13 protein-coding genes are annotated in these 15,938 nt (G+C 70.9%); 9 read left to right on the top strand and 4 right to left on the bottom strand.

From position 1 onward, the window contains the following. Positions 1–125: 125 nt before the first annotated feature. The 6 genes from ACIA8O_RS32535 (at position 126) to ACIA8O_RS32510 (ending at position 7,601) form a co-directional block, all read left to right on the top strand. Positions 126–1,220, top strand: a complete 1,095-nt coding sequence (locus tag ACIA8O_RS32535; protein ID WP_396297598.1) for a sugar ABC transporter substrate-binding protein — start codon at positions 126–128, stop codon at positions 1,218–1,220. Between the two features lie 102 nt (positions 1,221–1,322). Continuing rightward, the gene (locus tag ACIA8O_RS32530; RefSeq protein ID WP_396297597.1) at positions 1,323–2,111 is read left to right on the top strand and encodes an ATP-binding cassette domain-containing protein; all 789 of its coding nucleotides are present in this window, start codon (positions 1,323–1,325) and stop codon (positions 2,109–2,111) included. Further along, positions 2,108–3,361, top strand: a complete 1,254-nt coding sequence (locus ACIA8O_RS32525; protein ID WP_396297596.1) for a sugar ABC transporter permease — start codon at positions 2,108–2,110, stop codon at positions 3,359–3,361. The genes ACIA8O_RS32530 and ACIA8O_RS32525 overlap by 4 nt, the downstream gene beginning before the upstream one ends. A gap of 175 nt (positions 3,362–3,536) precedes the next feature. Then, positions 3,537–5,417, top strand: coding sequence for a 1-deoxy-D-xylulose-5-phosphate synthase (gene dxs, locus ACIA8O_RS32520; protein WP_396297595.1), 1,881 nt, complete (start codon positions 3,537–3,539; stop codon positions 5,415–5,417). Positions 5,418–5,646: 229 nt separating this feature from the next. Then, positions 5,647–7,215: an ArnT family glycosyltransferase gene (locus tag ACIA8O_RS32515; protein ID WP_396297594.1), complete on the top strand. Its 1,569-nt coding sequence runs from the start codon at positions 5,647–5,649 to the stop codon at positions 7,213–7,215. Next, positions 7,212–7,601 carry a hypothetical protein gene (locus ACIA8O_RS32510; protein ID WP_396297593.1) on the top strand — a complete coding sequence of 130 codons (390 nt, stop codon included), beginning with the start codon at positions 7,212–7,214 and terminating at the stop codon, positions 7,599–7,601. Before ACIA8O_RS32515 ends, ACIA8O_RS32510 begins: the two co-directional genes overlap by 4 nt. Here ACIA8O_RS32510 and ACIA8O_RS32505 read toward each other — a convergent pair. The 4 genes from ACIA8O_RS32505 to ACIA8O_RS32490 all read right to left on the bottom strand — a co-directional run bounded on the left by ACIA8O_RS32505 (position 7,517) and on the right by ACIA8O_RS32490 (position 12,626). Continuing rightward, on the bottom strand, positions 7,517–7,948 hold the full coding sequence (locus ACIA8O_RS32505; protein ID WP_396297592.1) for a DUF6247 family protein: 432 nt from the start codon (positions 7,946–7,948) through the stop codon (positions 7,517–7,519). The genes ACIA8O_RS32510 and ACIA8O_RS32505 overlap by 85 nt on opposite strands. Beyond that, on the bottom strand, positions 7,945–8,901 hold the full coding sequence (locus ACIA8O_RS32500) for a hypothetical protein (RefSeq protein WP_396297591.1): 957 nt from the start codon (positions 8,899–8,901) through the stop codon (positions 7,945–7,947). The genes ACIA8O_RS32505 and ACIA8O_RS32500 overlap by 4 nt, the downstream gene beginning before the upstream one ends. Before the next feature lie 12 nt (positions 8,902–8,913). Further along, positions 8,914–10,740, bottom strand: a complete 1,827-nt coding sequence (gene glmS / locus ACIA8O_RS32495; RefSeq protein ID WP_396297590.1) for a glutamine--fructose-6-phosphate transaminase (isomerizing) — start codon at positions 10,738–10,740, stop codon at positions 8,914–8,916. Positions 10,741–10,817: 77 nt separating this feature from the next. Further along, the gene (locus ACIA8O_RS32490) at positions 10,818–12,626 is read right to left on the bottom strand and encodes a DUF2334 domain-containing protein (RefSeq protein ID WP_396297589.1); all 1,809 of its coding nucleotides are present in this window, start codon (positions 12,624–12,626) and stop codon (positions 10,818–10,820) included. Positions 12,627–13,134: 508 nt separating this feature from the next. On the opposite strand from ACIA8O_RS32490, the gene ACIA8O_RS32485 reads away from it, so the two are divergent. From ACIA8O_RS32485 to wecB, 3 genes are all read left to right on the top strand, one after another. Then, positions 13,135–13,401, top strand: a complete 267-nt coding sequence (locus tag ACIA8O_RS32485) for a hypothetical protein (protein WP_396297588.1) — start codon at positions 13,135–13,137, stop codon at positions 13,399–13,401. After that, positions 13,395–14,639 carry a glycosyltransferase family 2 protein gene (locus tag ACIA8O_RS32480; RefSeq protein WP_396297587.1) on the top strand — a complete coding sequence of 415 codons (1,245 nt, stop codon included), beginning with the start codon at positions 13,395–13,397 and terminating at the stop codon, positions 14,637–14,639. The genes ACIA8O_RS32485 and ACIA8O_RS32480 overlap by 7 nt, the downstream gene beginning before the upstream one ends. A gap of 108 nt (positions 14,640–14,747) precedes the next feature. Then, positions 14,748–15,938: a non-hydrolyzing UDP-N-acetylglucosamine 2-epimerase gene (gene wecB, locus ACIA8O_RS32475; protein ID WP_396297586.1), complete on the top strand. Its 1,191-nt coding sequence runs from the start codon at positions 14,748–14,750 to the stop codon at positions 15,936–15,938.

Raw genomic sequence — 15,938 nt, 5'->3', positions numbered from 1 at the left:
AGATAACGAAAGGGTTTGGATCGCCGACCGCTTGGTTTTACTTATTGACGACAAGCGACCGTCAGGGGTTGACTCCGTCTCACCTCGCCGCAACGTTGCGGCTCCGTCAGGGAGGCACCCCCCACATGAACGCAATGATGCGTCGCGTCGTCATAGGCACCGCCGCCGTCTCGATGGCCCTCGGCATGGCCGCCTGTGGCAAGGCCGGTGACGACAAGAAGGACAGCGCTTCGTCGGGCGACACCAAGTCGATCGGCCTGCTGCTCCCGGAGAACGCGTCCTCCACCCGCTACGAGTCCTTCGACAAGCCGTTCATCGAGGCCAAGGTCAAGGCGCTGTGCGGGGACTGCACCGTCAAGTACAGCAACGCCGAGGGTTCCGCCTCGAAGCAGAAGCAGCAGTTCGACACCCTGATCGCGCAGGGCGTGAAGGTGATCATCCTCGACGCCTTCGACGCCACCTCCACCCAGTCCTGGGTCAAGGAGGCCGCTGCGAAGGGCGTCAAGGTCGTGGCGTACGACCGTCTGGCCACCGGCCCGGTCTCCGCCTACGTCTCCTTCGACAACGAGAAGGTCGGCCAGCTCCAGGGCGAGGCGCTGATCGAGGCGCTGGGTGCCAAGGCCGCCGACGCCAACGTGGTGATGATCAACGGTGACGAGGCCGACCCGAACGCGGCCTACTTCAAGTCCGGTGCCAAGAAGGCGCTCGACGGCAAGGTCAAGAAGATCGTCTACGAGGCCTCCGGCGAGTGGAAGCCGACCGTGGCCGGCCAGAAGATCGGCACCGCGATCACCTCGCTGGGCAAGGACGGCTTCCAGGCCGTCTACTCGGCGAACGACGGCATGGCCTCTGCCATCATCACCCAGCTGAAGGCCGCCGGGATCACCGTCCCGGTCGGCGGCCAGGACGCGGGCATCGACGCCATCCAGCGCATCGTCGCGGGCGACCAGGCGTACACCATCTACAAGGCGTACAAGCCGCTGGCCGACTCGGCCGCCGAGCTGGCCGTCAACCTGCTCCAGGGCAAGGACATCAAGGGCGTCGCCTCCTCCACCGTGGACAGCCCGACCGACAAGGGCATCCCGGCGAAGCTGCTGACCCCGAAGGTCGTCACCAAGGCGAACATCAACGACACCGTGATCGCCGACAAGCTCTACCAGGTGGCGGACATCTGCACCGCCGACTACGCCGCCGCCTGCGCGGCCGCGGGCCTGAAGTAAGTCCGGTACGGGCCGGCGCTCCTGACGGGGCGCCGGCCCCCCGCGCGGCGTGACGTCCGACCGCCGCGCCCCTTCGACGTTCTCTCGTACTACCCCCTGGAGATGGTTCACGTGACAGGCGCACCCGTACTGGCGTTGCGCGGGGTCTCCAAGCGCTTCGGTGCCGTCCAGGCGCTCACCGACGTCCACCTGGAGGTCCACGCCGGAGAGGTCGTCGCGCTGGTCGGCGACAACGGCGCCGGCAAGTCGACGCTGGTGAAGACCATCGCCGGCGTCCACCCGATCGACGAGGGTTCGATCGAGTGGGAGGGCCGCGAGGTCCGGATCAACCGCCCGCAGGACGCCCAGGCCCTCGGTGTCGCCACCGTCTACCAGGACCTCGCGCTCTGCGACAACCTCGACGTGGTGGGCAACCTCTTCCTCGGCCGCGAGCTGAAGAAGTTCGGCACCCTGGACGAGGTCGCGATGGAGAAGCGGGCCAAGGAGCTGCTCGACACGCTCTCCATCCGCATCCCCAGCGTGCGCATCCCGATCGCCGCGCTCTCCGGCGGCCAGCGCCAGGTGGTCGCGATCGCCCGCGCCCTGGTCGGCGACCCGAAGATCGTCATCCTGGACGAGCCCACCGCCGCGCTCGGCGTCGAGCAGACCGCCCAGGTGCTCGACCTGGTCGAGCGGCTCCGCGACCGCGGCCTCGGGGTCATCCTGATCAGCCACAACATGGCGGACGTCAAGGCGGTCGCGGACACCGTGGCGGTGCTCCGGCTGGGCCGCAACAACGGCTCCTTCCCGGTCGCCACCACCACCCACGAGGAGATCATCTCCGCCATCACCGGAGCCACCGAGAACGCCGTGACGCGGCGTCAGGCACGCATCGCGGAGGACGCCAAGTGAGCACCACCGACTCCACCACCCCGGCCGCACCCGTCGACCCGCGCCTGCTGGTCCGTCAGCAGGGCTTCGCCGGCTACCTGGACGAGTTCAAGCGGAAGATGAAGAGTGGCGAACTGGGCTCCGTCCCGGTCGTGCTCGGCCTGATCCTGATCGCGGCCATCTTCCAGGGCCTGACCGGCGACTTCCTGAACGCCGACAACCTCACCAACATCACGCTCTGGATCGCGGGCCCCGGCCTGATCGCGGTCGGCATCGTGTTCGTCCTGCTGCTCGGCGAGATCGACCTCTCGCTCGGCTCGGTGGCCGGCGTCTCGGCCGCGATCGCCGGCGTGCTGTCGGCCCGTCAGGGCGTGAACGAGTACCTGGCGATCCTGATCGCGCTGGCCGCCGGCGTCGCCATGGGCGCGCTGCACGGCTTCTTCTTCGCCAAGATCGGCGTCCCGGCCTTCGTGGTCACCCTGGCCGGCCTGCTCGCCTGGAGCGGTCTCCAGCAGTACGTGCTCGGCGACAAGGGCACCGCCAACGTGGTCAACGACGGCGTGATCGCCGACCTGGACCACTACTTCATCGGCGACGGCGACATCGCCGCCACCTGGATCTTCGCGATCCTCGGCGTCGCGCTGTTCGCGGCCGGCCAGGTGCTGGACGCCCGCCGCCGGGCGGCCGCGAACCTGCCGTCCCGCCCGATGAGCGAGATCGGCCTGCGCACCGGCCTGATCGCGGTGATCGCGGTCGCCGCCGCCTACACGCTCAACCAGAGCCAGGGCCTGCCGCTGCCGCTGGTGATCTTCCTCGGCATCGTGGTGCTGACCGACTTCGTGCTCCGCCGTACCACCTACGGCCGGCAGATCTTCGCGGTCGGCGGCGGCATCGAGGCGGCCCGCCGGGCCGGCATCAACGTCGCCTGGGTGCGGATCTCGGTCTTCATGATCTCGGCCGGGATGGCCGCCCTCGGCGGGCTGTTCATCATGAGCCAGCAGGGTTCGGCCGACAAGGCGCTCGGCGGCGGCAACGTGCTGATGAACTCGATCGCCGCGGCCGTCATCGGCGGCACCAGCCTGTTCGGCGGCCGGGGCAAGACCTGGTCGGCGCTGCTGGGCATCCTGGTGATCCAGTCGATCATCACCGGCCTGGACCTGGTGCACGTCAACCAGTCGATCCAGTACATGATCACCGGCGCGGTGCTGCTGGCCGCGGTGGTCCTGGACTCCGTCTCCCGGCGGACCCAGAAGTCGTCCGGTCGAGGTTGACCGTAAATCCGATCATGTGAGGCTCGGCACCCGAACCGTTCGGGTGCCGAGCCTCGTCATGTCGGTCAACACCGGTCAACCCCAGGCGCACTGACAAGCGTCCGCCAGGCGGACATTAGACTCGGGCAGTCCGGCCGTACGCGGCCCGAGAAAAAATCGGAACGAGGAGGAACGGGTGGCCCTGCTGACCCGCATTCGGGGACCGCGCGATCTCGACCGGCTCACGCCCGCCCAGCTGGCCGAGCTGGCCGGAGAGATCCGGACGTTCCTGGTCGAGGAGGTCTCCAAGACCGGCGGACACCTCGGGCCGAACCTGGGCGTGGTGGAGCTCACCATCGCGCTGCACCGGGTCTTCGACTCCCCGCGCGACCGGATCATGTTCGACACCGGCCACCAGAGCTACGTGCACAAGCTGCTCACCGGCCGTCAGGACTTCTCCGAGCTGCGGATGAAGGGCGGCCTCTCCGGCTACCCGTCCCGCGCCGAGTCCGAGCACGACGTGATCGAGAACTCGCACGCCTCCACCGTGCTCGGCTACGCCGACGGCCTGGCCAAGGCCAACCAGCTCCAGGGCCACGGCGACCGCCCGGTGGTCGCCGTGATCGGCGACGGCGCGCTCACCGGCGGCATGGCCTGGGAGGCGCTGAACAACATCGCCGACGCCAAGGACCGCCCGGTCGTCATCGTCGTCAACGACAACGAGCGGTCGTACTCCCCGACCATCGGCGGCCTGGCCAACCACCTCGCCACCCTGCGCACCACCCAGGGCTACGAGCGCTTCCTGACCTGGGGCAAGGAGGCGCTGCAGCGCACCCCCGTGGTCGGCCGGCCGGTCTTCGAGACCCTGCACGGCGCCAAGAAGGGCCTCAAGGACTTCATCGCCCCGCAGGGCATGTTCGAGGACCTCGGCCTCAAGTACATCGGCCCGATCGACGGCCACGACCTGAACGCCCTGGAGTCCGCCCTCACCAAGGCGCGCGGCTTCGGCGGCCCGGTGATCGTGCACTGCCTCACCGAGAAGGGCCGCGGCTACCACGCCGCCGAGAACAACGACGAGGACCGCTTCCACGCGGTCGGCGTGATCCACCCCGAGACCGGCCTGCCGATCAAGAGCGCCGGCAAGGACTGGACCTCGGTCTTCGCCGAGGAGATGGTCGAGCTCGGCCGCGAGCGCGAGGACATCGTCGGCATCACCGCCGCCATGCTCCACCCGGTCGGCCTGGCCCCGTTCGCCGAGGCCTTCCCGGACCGGATCTTCGACGTCGGCATCGCCGAGCAGCACGCCGCCGTCTCCGCGGCCGGCCTGGCCACCGGCGGCCTGCACCCGGTCTTCGCGGTGTACGCGACCTTCCTCAACCGGGCCTTCGACCAGGTCCTGATGGACGTCGCCCTGCACAAGCTGGGCGTCACCTTCGTCCTCGACCGGGCCGGCGTCACCGGCACCGACGGCGCCTCCCACAACGGCATGTGGGACATGTCGATCTGTCAGGTGGTGCCCGGGCTGCGGCTCGCCGCCCCGCGCGACGCCGACCAGCTCCGCGCCCAGCTGCGCGAGGCGGTCGAGGTGGACGACGCCCCGACCGTGGTCCGCTACTCCAAGGGCACCGTCGGCCCCGCCGTCCCGGCAGTCGGCACCGTCGGCGGCATGGACGTGCTCCGCCGCGACGAGGACGCCGAGGTGCTGATCGTCTCGGTCGGCGCGATGGCCACCACCTGCCTGGCCGCGGCCGAGCTGCTCGCCGAGCGCGGCATCCCCACCACCGTGGTGGACCCGCGCTGGGTCAAGCCGGTCGACCCGGCCCTGCCCGGCCTGGCCGCCGAGCACCGCCTGGTGGTCACGGTCGAGGACAACGGCCGGGCCGGCGGCGTCGGCTCGATGATCGCCCAGGCCCTGCGCGACGCCGAGGTGGACGTCCCGCTCCGCGACTTCGGCATCCCGCAGGAGTTCCTCGACCACGCCACCCGCGACCAGATCCTCGCCGAGATCGGCCTCACCGCCCCGGCCATCGCCACCAAGGTCGCCGACACCCTGGCCCGCTCGGGCGTCTCCGTCTGAGGCAAGTGGTCACCCCGGGGGCGCGGGGAACTGCGCGAGTCGGGAGGCGGCTCACCTGCAACTGAGGCTCCGTCAGCCAGTTGCAGGTGCTGCCGTTCCCCTGCGCGCAGTTCCCCGCGCCCCTGCGGGGCGCTCCCGAGCGCGGCGCTCCGCGTGCGTACTGTCCGAAAATAATCCGTCGCCCCCGCGCAGTGCCACGCGTCACACTTCTGTCAGATCGTCACATCGAATGGCCGGACCGGCGCCACCGCCGGCAGAGCTGCCCGGTAGGTTGTCCCTCGTGTCCGATGCCCTGGCCCGCCAGTTCGCCGCCCTGACCGGGCGGCTGCCCGAGCGCGTCCGGACGGGCTACTGGACCAGACTGGTCCCGGTGCTCGCCGTCCTGGCGACGGTCACTCACATCCCGTCCTTCCTCCGCCCGGTGTGGAGCCCGGACGAGGGCTACCTCGCCACCCAGGCCCGCATGCTGGCGGACGGCGGCGTGCTCTACGACACCGTGGTGGACCGCAAGCCGCCGCTGCTGCCCTGGCTGTACGAGGCCTGCTTCGCGCTCTTCGGCTCGGCCTCGCTCTGGCCGCTCCGCACCCTGGCCATCGTCGCCCACCTGGCCACCGCGATCCTGCTGGCCTCGATCGCCCGCGGCCGCTGGGGCAACCGGGCCGGCGGCGCGGCCGGCGCGCTCTACCTGCTGGTCTCGATCGGCCTGTCGCCCGAGGACACCCAGGCCGCCACCTTCGAGGTCTTCATGCTGCCCGCGATGGTGGCGGCGTTCCGGTACGCCGAGCGCCGCCGCTGGCTGGCGGCCGGGATCGCGGTGGCGCTCTGCTCGCTGACCAAGCAGACCGGCGGGGCGGTGATGCTCCCGGTGCTCTGGATGCTGCTCCAGGACGCCCGGCTGCGCGGGGTGCGCTGGCAGCCGGCCCTGTTCAAGATCTGTTTCGGCTTCGCGCTGCCGATAACGCTGGTCGCGGTGATCCTCACCAACCCCAAGGGCTTCCTGTTCTGGGTGGTCACCGGCAGCGGCGACTACGCCTCGCTGGGCGGTGCCTGGCTCCAGATGACCGGCCGCGCGCTCGGCAACTCGGCCATCCTGCTGGCGGCCGGCCTCGGCTTCCTGGCCCCGGTCGGCCACCGGCTCTGGCTGAGGCTGCGTCACCGCGCGCTGCCCTCGCCCCGGGGCGAGGAGTACGGCTCCACCTCGGACCTCTGGGTGTGGCTGCTCTCCTCGGTGGTCGCGGTCTCCACCGGCTTCCACTTCTTCGGCCACTACTACCTCCAGCTGATGCCCCCGCTGGTGCTGCTCGGCACCGGTGCGGTGGCCACCTCGAAGATCCGCTGGAAGCCCGTCCTGCTCTACAGCGCGGTCGCGTCCTTCGCCTTCTGCTCGCTGGCCGTCTTCTGGCCCGGCCAGCGGATGGACCACACCTCCCAGGTCGCCAGCACCATCGCCGAGCAGACCACGGCCAAGGACACCGTGCTGGTCTGGGGCATGCACCCCGAGCTCTACTGGCTGGCCGACCGACGCCCCGTCACCCGCTACCTGACGGCCGGTTTCCTGACCAACTTCAGCGGCGGCAAGGACGGCAAGGACGTCGGCGAGCAGTACAGCATGGCCGACGCCTGGCAGACCTTCGACGAGGAGCTCGCCACCAAGGGCCTCCCGGAGATCGTGGTCGACGACTCCGGCCGCTCCCCGTACCAGCCCGTCCACATCCCCCGGATCGAGAACCTGCTCGACACCCGCTACGAGGTGGTCGGCGTCAACGCCGACACCGTGATCTACCGCCTCAAGCGGTGAGCTACGGCATCTTCCTGCTCCGGTTCGAGGACGGCGGCACCGTCCCCCTGGACCACGAGCGGTTCCGACGGCTGACGGAGCCGTACGCCGTGGTCGGCGGCCCGGGCGAGGAGTTCTCCCAGCTGCTCGCGGAGGACGGGAGCAGCACCGAGCTCTACGGGGACGGACGCGAAGGCCTGACCTTCACCCACGTCGAGAAGGGCGCGGTGCTCGGGGTGATCGCCCGGCTGGCGGTGGCCCTCGGGGCGTCGATCGTCCCCCAGGACGGTCCGACGGTGCTCTTCCACGAGGAGCGGCGCGCTCACCTGCCCGAGGCGCTCCGGGACGGCGCGGTCGTCACCGAGCCCACGGCCGACGGGCTTCTGGCGGCGCTCGAAGCGCGCTGAGGCGCGGTCAGTTCGGCGGCCACGGTGAGCAGGACGGCGGCGATCTCCAGGGCGCTCTCGCGGCGTTCGTCCGGGTCCTGGCCGGAGCGGGCTGCGACCTCGGCGAGGTGCAGCCGGGCGGCGGTGGCCAGGTCGCGTTCGACGGCGGCCACGGCGCGCCAGCGGGTGAGGAAGGTGTGCACCGGGACCAGGCTGTCGGTGCCGAGGGCCTGGGTGAAGGCCAGGTCGCGTTCGCGTTCCAGCTCCAGCAGGCGGTAGGGGGCGACGGAGGTGATGACGGCCCGGATCGCCGCGAAGGAGGCATCGTCCAGCGGGGCCGGTTCGGTGGGGGCGGTGACGGTGCTCATCGTTCTGGTCCTTGCGTGTGCGGGGTCCCGTCCGGCGGTGTGATCGCCCGGGCCAGGGCCGTCCAGAGGGAGTTGGCCGGTGGGTACGGCAGCATGTCCTCGGCGTAGTACCACCAGAAGTGACCGCCCAGGTAGCGCGGTGCGGTGACCGGCAGGGTGTAGTAGTGGGTGAGCTGCTCGGCCTTCTGCTCCGCCGCGGCCCGCCGGTCGGCGAGGCCGTTCTCGCCGAAGCCCACCCGCGCGTGCGGGAAGAGGCCGGCCAGTTCGGTGAAGACGGAGTCCCACTCGGCGAGCGGCGGCCGGTAGCCGTCGCACTCGTCCTCGTAGTAGGAGACCAGCAGGTGGTCCAGGCCGTCCCGGAGCTCCTGCGGCAGCTCGGCCCGGGCCCACGGCAGCATCTCGTGCTCGGGGTCCTCGGCGCAGCCGGGGTTGTAGTAGAGGGTGAGGGCGGTCCGCCCGCCCGCCGCGACCACCTGCCGGTAGGCGTCGGTCACCTTGGCGGTGACCTCCTCGGCGGGGCCGAGCCAGCCGCCGTTGACCTCGTTGCCGACCTCCCAGAGGTCGATCCGCCCGCCGAACGCGGCCAGCAGCCCGGCGGTGCGGTCGTGGTACTCCGTCAGGGAGGTGCCGGCCACGGCGCTGGAGTCCACCGGCAGGCCCATCAGGTAGCTGACGGGGTGCAGGGCGGCCACCGCCTCGGTGTAGTCGGCCGGGTCGGCGCCGGCGTCGAAGACGATCCGTGAGGTCGGGCGCTGCGGAAGGGCCGTCAGGGAGGCGACCAGGGCGGGCAGTCCGGTGAGGTCGTCGAGGGTGACCCCGTACAGGGTGTCGGGCAGTGCGCGGTCCGGGGGAGCGGGAGTGCTCCCGGCCGGCGAGGCGGCCGGCGGGGAGCAGGCGAGCAGCAGGCACAGGCAGGCCGCCGGGAGGGCGGAGCGGGTGCGGGCGGCACGCATGGTGGGAGCTCCCTACTCGACCGTGACGGACTTGGCGAGGTTGCGGGGCTGGTCGACCTCGTGGCCCTTGGCGGTGGCCAGCTCGCAGGCGAAGACCTGGAGCGGGACGGTGGCCACCAGGGGCTGGAACAGGTCGTGGGTGGCGGGGATGCGGATCAGGTGGTCGGCGAAGGGGGTGACGCTCTCGTCGCCCTCCTCGGCGATGACGATGGTGCGGGCGCCGCGGGCCCGGATCTCCTGGATGTTGGAGACGATCTTGTCGTGCAGCACCGACCGGCCGCGCGGCGAGGGCACCACCACGATGACGGGCAGGCCCTCCTCGATCAGCGCGATCGGGCCGTGCTTGAGCTCGCCGGCCGCGAAGCCCTCGGCGTGCATGTACGCCAACTCCTTGAGCTTCAGCGCCCCTTCGAGCGCCACCGGGTACCCGACGTGCCGCCCGAGGAAGAGCACCGCGTGCGCGTCGACCAGCGAACGGGCCAGCGCCCGGACCGGCTCCATGGTGTGCAGCACCCGGCCGACCTGCGCGGGGGTCTCGCCGAGCCGGCCGATCAGCTCGGCGCTCTCCGGCGTGCTGCCCCGGGCCTGGCCGAGGTGGAGCGCGACCAGGTAGCAGGCGACCAGCTGGGTGAGGAAGGCCTTGGTCGAGGCGACCGCCACCTCCGGCCCGGCATGGGTGTAGAGCACCGCGTCGGACTCGCGCGGGATGGTGGAGCCGTTGGTGTTGCAGATCGCCAGCACCTTCGCGCCCTGCTCCCGCGCGTGCCGCAGCGCCATCAGGGTGTCCATCGTCTCCCCCGACTGGGAGATCGCGATGACCAGGGTGCGCCGGTCCACGATGGGGTCCCGGTAGCGGAACTCGGACGCGACCTCCACCTCGCAGGGCAGGCGGGTCCAGTGTTCGATCGCGTACTTGGCGACGGCGCCGGCGTGGTACGCGGTGCCGCAGGCGACGATCACCACCTTCCGGAACTCCCGCACGTCCAGGTCGAGTTCGTCCATCCGCAGCTGCCCGTCGGCGCCGATCCGCCCCAGCAGGGTGTCGGCCACCGCCTTCGGCTGCTCGGCGATCTCCTTCAGCATGAAGTAGTCGTAGCCGCCCTTCTCCGCCGCCGAGGCGTCCCAGTCCACGTGGTACTCCCGCACCACCGCCGGCGCGCCGTCGAAGTCCGTCACCGACACCCCGTCAGGGCGCAGCTCCACCACCTGGTCCTGCCCCAGCTCCACCGCCTCCCGGGTGAACGCGATGAACGCCGCCACGTCCGAGGCCAGGAAGTTCTCTCCCACCCCACGCCCCACCACCAACGGCGAGTTCCGCCGCGCCCCCACCACCACACCCGGCTGGTCCGCGTGCACCGCCACCAGGGTGAACGCACCCTCCAGACGCCGGCACACCACCCGCATCGCCTCCGCCAGGTCCCCCGCGAACACCTCCCCCAGCAGATGCGCCACCACCTCCGTGTCCGTCTCCGACCGCAACACGTGCCCCCGGGCGGTCAGTTCGGAGCGGAGGGCGGCGAAGTTCTCGATGATCCCGTTGTGCACCACCGCCACCCGCCGGTGGTCGTCCAGGTGCGGATGCGCGTTCGCGTCCGTCGGCCCCCCGTGCGTCGCCCACCGCGTGTGACCGATCCCGACCGTCCCGGCCGGAAGCGGACTCTCGGCCAACGCCTTCTCCAGGTTGACCAGCTTCCCGGCCCGCTTGCCGGTGGCCAGCCCGCCCGCGGCCTGGACGGTGATCCCGGCCGAGTCGTACCCCCGGTACTCCAGCCGCTCCAGCCCCGCGAGGACGACGTCCAGGGCCGCGCGTCCCCCTGTGTAACCCACGATTCCGCACATCGGAACCAGAGCCTCTCGGTAAAAGGGTCCCGGCTGCCGGCCCGGACGAGCGGGCCGGCAACCGGGCTGGTGCTCCGTCAGGGAGCGAGGACGGTGGCGGGGGAGGCGAAGGTGTAGCCGAGCGCCTTGATCCCGTTGACGGTCTGCTGAAGGGCACTCAGACCGTAGGACGGGTGGTAGAAGAAGCTGGCGTAGCCGTCCCGCACCACGAGGTTCAGCTGGGCCGAGTGGATCATGTCGGCGGGCAGCCGGGGCGGGTTGTTGTTGGACCAGTCGGGCTCGTAGTTGCCGAGGTTCTCGGGCAGCACGGTCTCGCTGTAGACGTCCCGCACGGGGTAGGGGAAGAACTGGCCGATCAGCATCGAGTAGTCGATCGGCTTGCCGCTGAGCACGCCGCCGAAGTACAGCGAGCGCTCGTAGCGGGCGGCGAACTTCGGTTCGAGGGCCCGGTAGTCGACGGCGGAGCCGGCGTAGTGCGGGAACTCGAAGATGGTCGGCACCGGCAGGCCGGAGAGCACGAACTCCAGGGTGGCGGAGTTGACCCGGCTCAGCGCGTAGGTGCTGGAGTCGGTCGGGACGGGGCCCTGGTGGATGACCCAGTCGGTGTTCTGGCACGGGGCCCGGAACTGGTACGGCGGGTACTGGGTCACCGAGCACTGGGCCCGGTAGAACTCGAAGTCGTCACCGCTGACGCCGTTGTAGGGGTTGGCGATGTTCGAGTACTGGTGCGTGTAACCGTGCATCAGCATGGTGCCGCCGTTGTTGATCAGCGACCGGAGGGCCGTGATCATCGCGGGCGTCCGGGAGAGCCGGACGGTCTCCGCGCGGCCGTTGTTGTAGGTGCCCTTCGGGTCGGTGTAGACCGGGATGACGCCGAAGCTGAACGGGATGTTCTGCGACTTCAGCCACTGGCCCATCGCGGTCAGCGCGACCGGGTCGTCGGCGGGGCTGATGTCCTCCAGCCGCACCATCGCCCGGTGCCGCTCGGCGGTCTGCGGCGCGAGGGCGTCGAAGAGCAGGTCGCTGAAGATCATCACCCGGTCGTTGGAGCTCACGTAGGAGAACGGGACGTCACCGATGTAGGTGAGGTTGTTCGAGCGGACCGCCCACGGGACGGTGGCCCCGGTGGAGTCGGTGGAGGAGGCGAGCACGGTCACCTTCGACGGGTCGGTGATGGTCTCGCCGAGCACGCCGCCGCCGTTCAGCGGGTCGCGGGTGAGCTGCTGGCCCTTGTAGCCGACCGAGGTGATCGGGTTGTAGTTGAAGTACGAGTTGGTCGGGTCCCAGCCGTAGGCGGCCGAGAAGTTCGCGGGGCCGACCTGGTTGGCCAGGTTCCAGATGTTGTCGTACAGCCAGACCACCGGCTTGGTCGTGCTGGTCACGTCCGTGTAGAAGGACGTGGGGATGCCGTCGGGGATCGGCTGGCCGTTGGTGTCGGGGGCCCCGTAGTAGGTGGAGCCGAAGTAGATGGTGGCCGTGTAGTTGTTGACCTCGCCGGCCTGGTACTGCGAGACCGGCTTCGGCGTCACGGCGCCGAAGTGGCCGGCCAGGTTGGCGGTGGTCATCGCGTACAGCTCGCCGAGGTGCCCGTACGGGCCGGCGGTGTCGTAGAGCACCAGCGTGCTCTTCCCGGTCGCCGGCGCCGGGTTGTTCAGGGCCTGCGGGAGGACCTGGAGGTCGGCGGCCTGCTTGAGCTTCTGATGGGGGTTCAGCTTCCGTGCCTTGTCGGCCTTCTTCTGCTCGGCGCCGAAGGCCGGGCCGAGGTCGCCCGGCGACCGGCCCTGCTTGGCGGTCTCCTGGACCTTCTTCTGGTCAGGAGGCGGTTTCGCGGTGGCGGAGTCGACCGGGAGGAATCCCACGCTGAGGACGAGGGCGATTGCGCCCACGATCGTCGTCCGGTACCGATTGCGGCTCACTGGATGCAAAGGCATGACAGCCCCTGGCGATGTGTGTTCAAGCCATGGATACGGGAATGGCCCGGCGGCCTTTTCCCGGCGTCTCGACACAGAAGGCCGGGCGGTGCTCGGAGAGGCACCCGAAAGCCGGCCTGGAGTCGCGGGGGCATGGCACTGACGGGACGTCAACGCCGACCAGCCGCAGCACAGGCGATACAACCGACAGTGGCACCGGGGCGGGGGAGTGTCAATCCCTTCCCGCGAGTAGCAAAATGTGGCCCCTTCTCGAAAAGCGGAGTGCGGGCTTCATTGAAGGGCCACCCCACCCGTGTTAAATTGTTCGTGAAAGTCCCCATGGGGCGCGCGAGGATCCGAGTCGGCAGACGGTCGCCTTTCCCGGCTCGGGGAGTGAATGGCGAGACCGGCCCCCTCCACCGCGAGCGCGAGAGCCGTGTCATCGGCCGGCATCCGGTCGCATTCCGTTCAGGGTTGATCTCCCATGTACGTGAACTGCGGAGCCAGCAGCGGAGTCTGCTTCAGTGCGGCGTCCGTGCTGCCCTCCGGCGCCTCCGGGTCCGAACTGGCCCGGCTGTTGCTGGAGATCGCCGGCGCGGGCTTCGGCCTCTACGTCGTGACCGGCCTGTTCCTGCTGCTCTACGGCCTGGTGGTCCGCCACCGCCGTGCCCGGAAGGGCCCGGCCGAGCCCCACGCGGTGCCGTCCGAGGTCGCCGGGGCCACCGCCGTCCGACGGGGTGCGTCGTGCTGACGGCCGTCCTGCTCGGACTCTCCACCGCCGTCATCGTGACGGCGCTGGCGTACAACACCGGGATGTTCGTCCTGTCCCGGCGGGTCGTCCGGCCCACAGCGACGGACGACCCGCACCGCCGGCGGTACGTCTTCCTGCTCGCCTGCCTCAACGAGGAGCGGGTGCTCGCCGAGAGCCTGCGCCGGCTGATGTCGCTGCCCCGGCAGGACGTGCTGGTCCTGGTGGTCGACGACGCCTCGGACGACCGCACCGCCGAGATCGTCCGCGCCGCGGACCCGTCCCGGGTGCTGCTGCACCAGCGGCACCTCCCGAACGCCCGCCGCGGCAAGGGGGCCGCGCTCAACGACGGCCTGCGGCAACTGGGTTCGTCCGGCCTGCTGGCCGGCACCGACCCCGAGGACGTGGTGGTCTGCGTGCTGGACGCCGACGGCCGGCTGGAGCCCGGCGCGGTCGACCAGGCCGACCGGTTCTTCGACGACCCGGCCACCGGCGCCGTCCAGATCGGCGTGCGGATGTACAACCGCGAGGACCGGCTGCTCTGCCGGATGCAGGACATGGAGTTCGTCGTCTACACCGACGTCTTCCAGTCCGGCCGCCGCCACATCGGCAGCGTCGGGATGGGCGGGAACGGGCAGTTCATGCGCCTCAGCGCGCTGCGCTCGCTCGGCCCCGAGCCCTGGAGCGACCGCCTCACCGAGGACCTCGACCTGGGCATCCGGCTGCTCGCGGCCGGCTGGCGCAACGAGTACTGCGCCACCGCCGCCGTGCACCAGCAGGCCGTGCTCGCGGTCCGCCCGCTGGTCCGCCAGCGCTCCCGCTGGTTCCAGGGCCACATCCAGGCCACCCGGCTGGTCCCGATGGTGCTCCGGGAGATCCCCGGCCGGGCCGCCGCCGACCTGGTGTACCACCTCTCCAGCCCGGCCCTGTTGCTGCTCACCTCGCTGCTCCCGCTGGCCTTCGTCGCCGGAGCCGTCGGCTTCCTCACCGACTCCCTCGCGGCGGGCCACAGCACCTTCTCGCCGTACTGGCTGATCCCGCTGTACCTGCTGGCCTTCGCCCCCGCCTACGCCTACGCCTACGTGTACCGGCAGCGGGAGGGCGAACTCGGCCGGTGGCACTGCCTGGTGCTGGCCCACCTGTTCGTCGGCTACGGCTACCTCTGGTTCGCCGCCGGCTGGTGGGCCGTCGGCCGCACCGTCCGAGGCCGCACCGGCTGGTTGAAGACCGCCCGGACCTGACCCCGCGTCAGCGGCAGGTCCCTCCGGGCACCCCTCTGTCCGACGCGTCGCGCCGTGCTCCCTCCGGAGCCGGCCGGCCCGTACCTTCCGCTGCCCAAGAAGGTCGTCATGTCCGAACCGCTGCACGTCAACGGCTCCTCCCGCCCCAACGGCTCCCGGCGGCTGCGCGTCGCCGTGGTGCTCGGCACCCGGCCCGAGGCCGTCAAGCTCGCCCCGGTGGTCCGGGCCCTGGACGCCTCGCCGCACTTCGAACCGGTGCTGGTCAACACCGGCCAGCACCGCGAGATGCTCGAACCCATGCTCCACCGGCTGCACCTGACGGCCCGTCACAACCTCGACGTGATGCGGGACAGACAGCAGCTCTCGGCGCTCACCGCCCGCCTGGTCGAAGGCCTCGGCGAGGTGCTGCGCCACGAGGAGCCCGACCTGGTGATCGTGCAGGGCGACACCTCCAGCACCCTCTGCGGCGCGCTGGCCGCCTTCTACGAACGGATCCCGGTCGCCCACGTGGAGGCCGGGCTGCGCAGCGGCGTGCTGGATGACCCCTTCCCCGAGGAGCTCAACCGGCGCCTGGTCTCCACCATGACCCGCTGGCACTTCGCCCCCACCGAGCGGGCCGCCCACCGGCTGCGCGCCGAGGGCGTGCCGCCCGACGCGGTGCACGTCACCGGCAACACCGTGATCGACAACCTGCTCTGGGTGCGCAGCCGGCACGTCGGCCGCTCGGCCTTCCGCACCGGCCGGCGCGGCGTGCTGGTCACCCTGCACCGCCGGGAGAACCAGGGCGACCGGATGCGGATGATGGCCGCCACCCTGCAGCGGCTGGCCCGGCGCGGCGACGTGGAGATCCTGCTCCCGGTGCACCGCAGCCCCGCCGTCCGGGACGTGCTGGAGTCCGCGCTCGGCCGCGAGCCGCACATCACCCTCACCGGGCCGCTGGACTACTTCGACTTCACCGCCTCGCTGGCCGCCTGCGAACTGGTGCTCACCGACTCCGGCGGGGTCCAGGAGGAGGCGCCCAGCCTGGACAAGCCGGTCCTGGTCCTGCGCACCACCACCGAGCGCCCCGAGGTGGTCACGGCCGGCGCGGCCCGGCTGGTCGGCGTCGACCCCGAGGTCATCCACGCCGCCGCCAACGCGCTGCTGGACGACCCGGCCGACTACCAGGGCATGGCCGCCGCCCCCAGCCCCTTCGGCGACGGCTTCGCCGCCCGGCGGATCGTCGAGCGGCTGGCCCAGGACTGCGTCGGACCGCTGCACCACCAACTGCAGCCCGACGTCTCGCTGGTGGACTGGTGA

The sequence above is a fragment of the Kitasatospora sp. NPDC051853 genome, from assembly GCF_044452665.1.
Lineage (GTDB): Bacteria > Actinomycetota > Actinomycetes > Streptomycetales > Streptomycetaceae > Kitasatospora.
The sequence above is the reverse complement of the archived record's forward strand: the minus strand, read 5'-3'. Positions and strand labels throughout refer to the sequence as shown.

What these genes read in the sequence shown, in the direction of transcription:
- ACIA8O_RS32535 (WP_396297598.1), top strand. Translation starts at nt 126, where the DNA reads ATGAACGCAATGATGCGTCGCGTCGTCATAGGCACCGCCGCCGTCTCG.
- ACIA8O_RS32530 (WP_396297597.1), top strand. Translation starts at nt 1,323, where the DNA reads ATGGTTCACGTGACAGGCGCACCCGTACTGGCGTTGCGCGGGGTCTCC.
- ACIA8O_RS32515 (WP_396297594.1), top strand. Translation starts at nt 5,647, where the DNA reads ATGGCCGGACCGGCGCCACCGCCGGCAGAGCTGCCCGGTAGGTTGTCC.
- ACIA8O_RS32505 (WP_396297592.1), bottom strand. Translation starts at nt 7,948, where the DNA reads ATGAGCACCGTCACCGCCCCCACCGAACCGGCCCCGCTGGACGATGCC.
- ACIA8O_RS32500 (WP_396297591.1), bottom strand. Translation starts at nt 8,901, where the DNA reads ATGCGTGCCGCCCGCACCCGCTCCGCCCTCCCGGCGGCCTGCCTGTGC.
- glmS (WP_396297590.1), bottom strand. Translation starts at nt 10,740, where the DNA reads ATGTGCGGAATCGTGGGTTACACAGGGGGACGCGCGGCCCTGGACGTC.
- ACIA8O_RS32485 (WP_396297588.1), top strand. Translation starts at nt 13,135, where the DNA reads ATGTACGTGAACTGCGGAGCCAGCAGCGGAGTCTGCTTCAGTGCGGCG.
- wecB (WP_396297586.1), top strand. Translation starts at nt 14,748, where the DNA reads ATGTCCGAACCGCTGCACGTCAACGGCTCCTCCCGCCCCAACGGCTCC.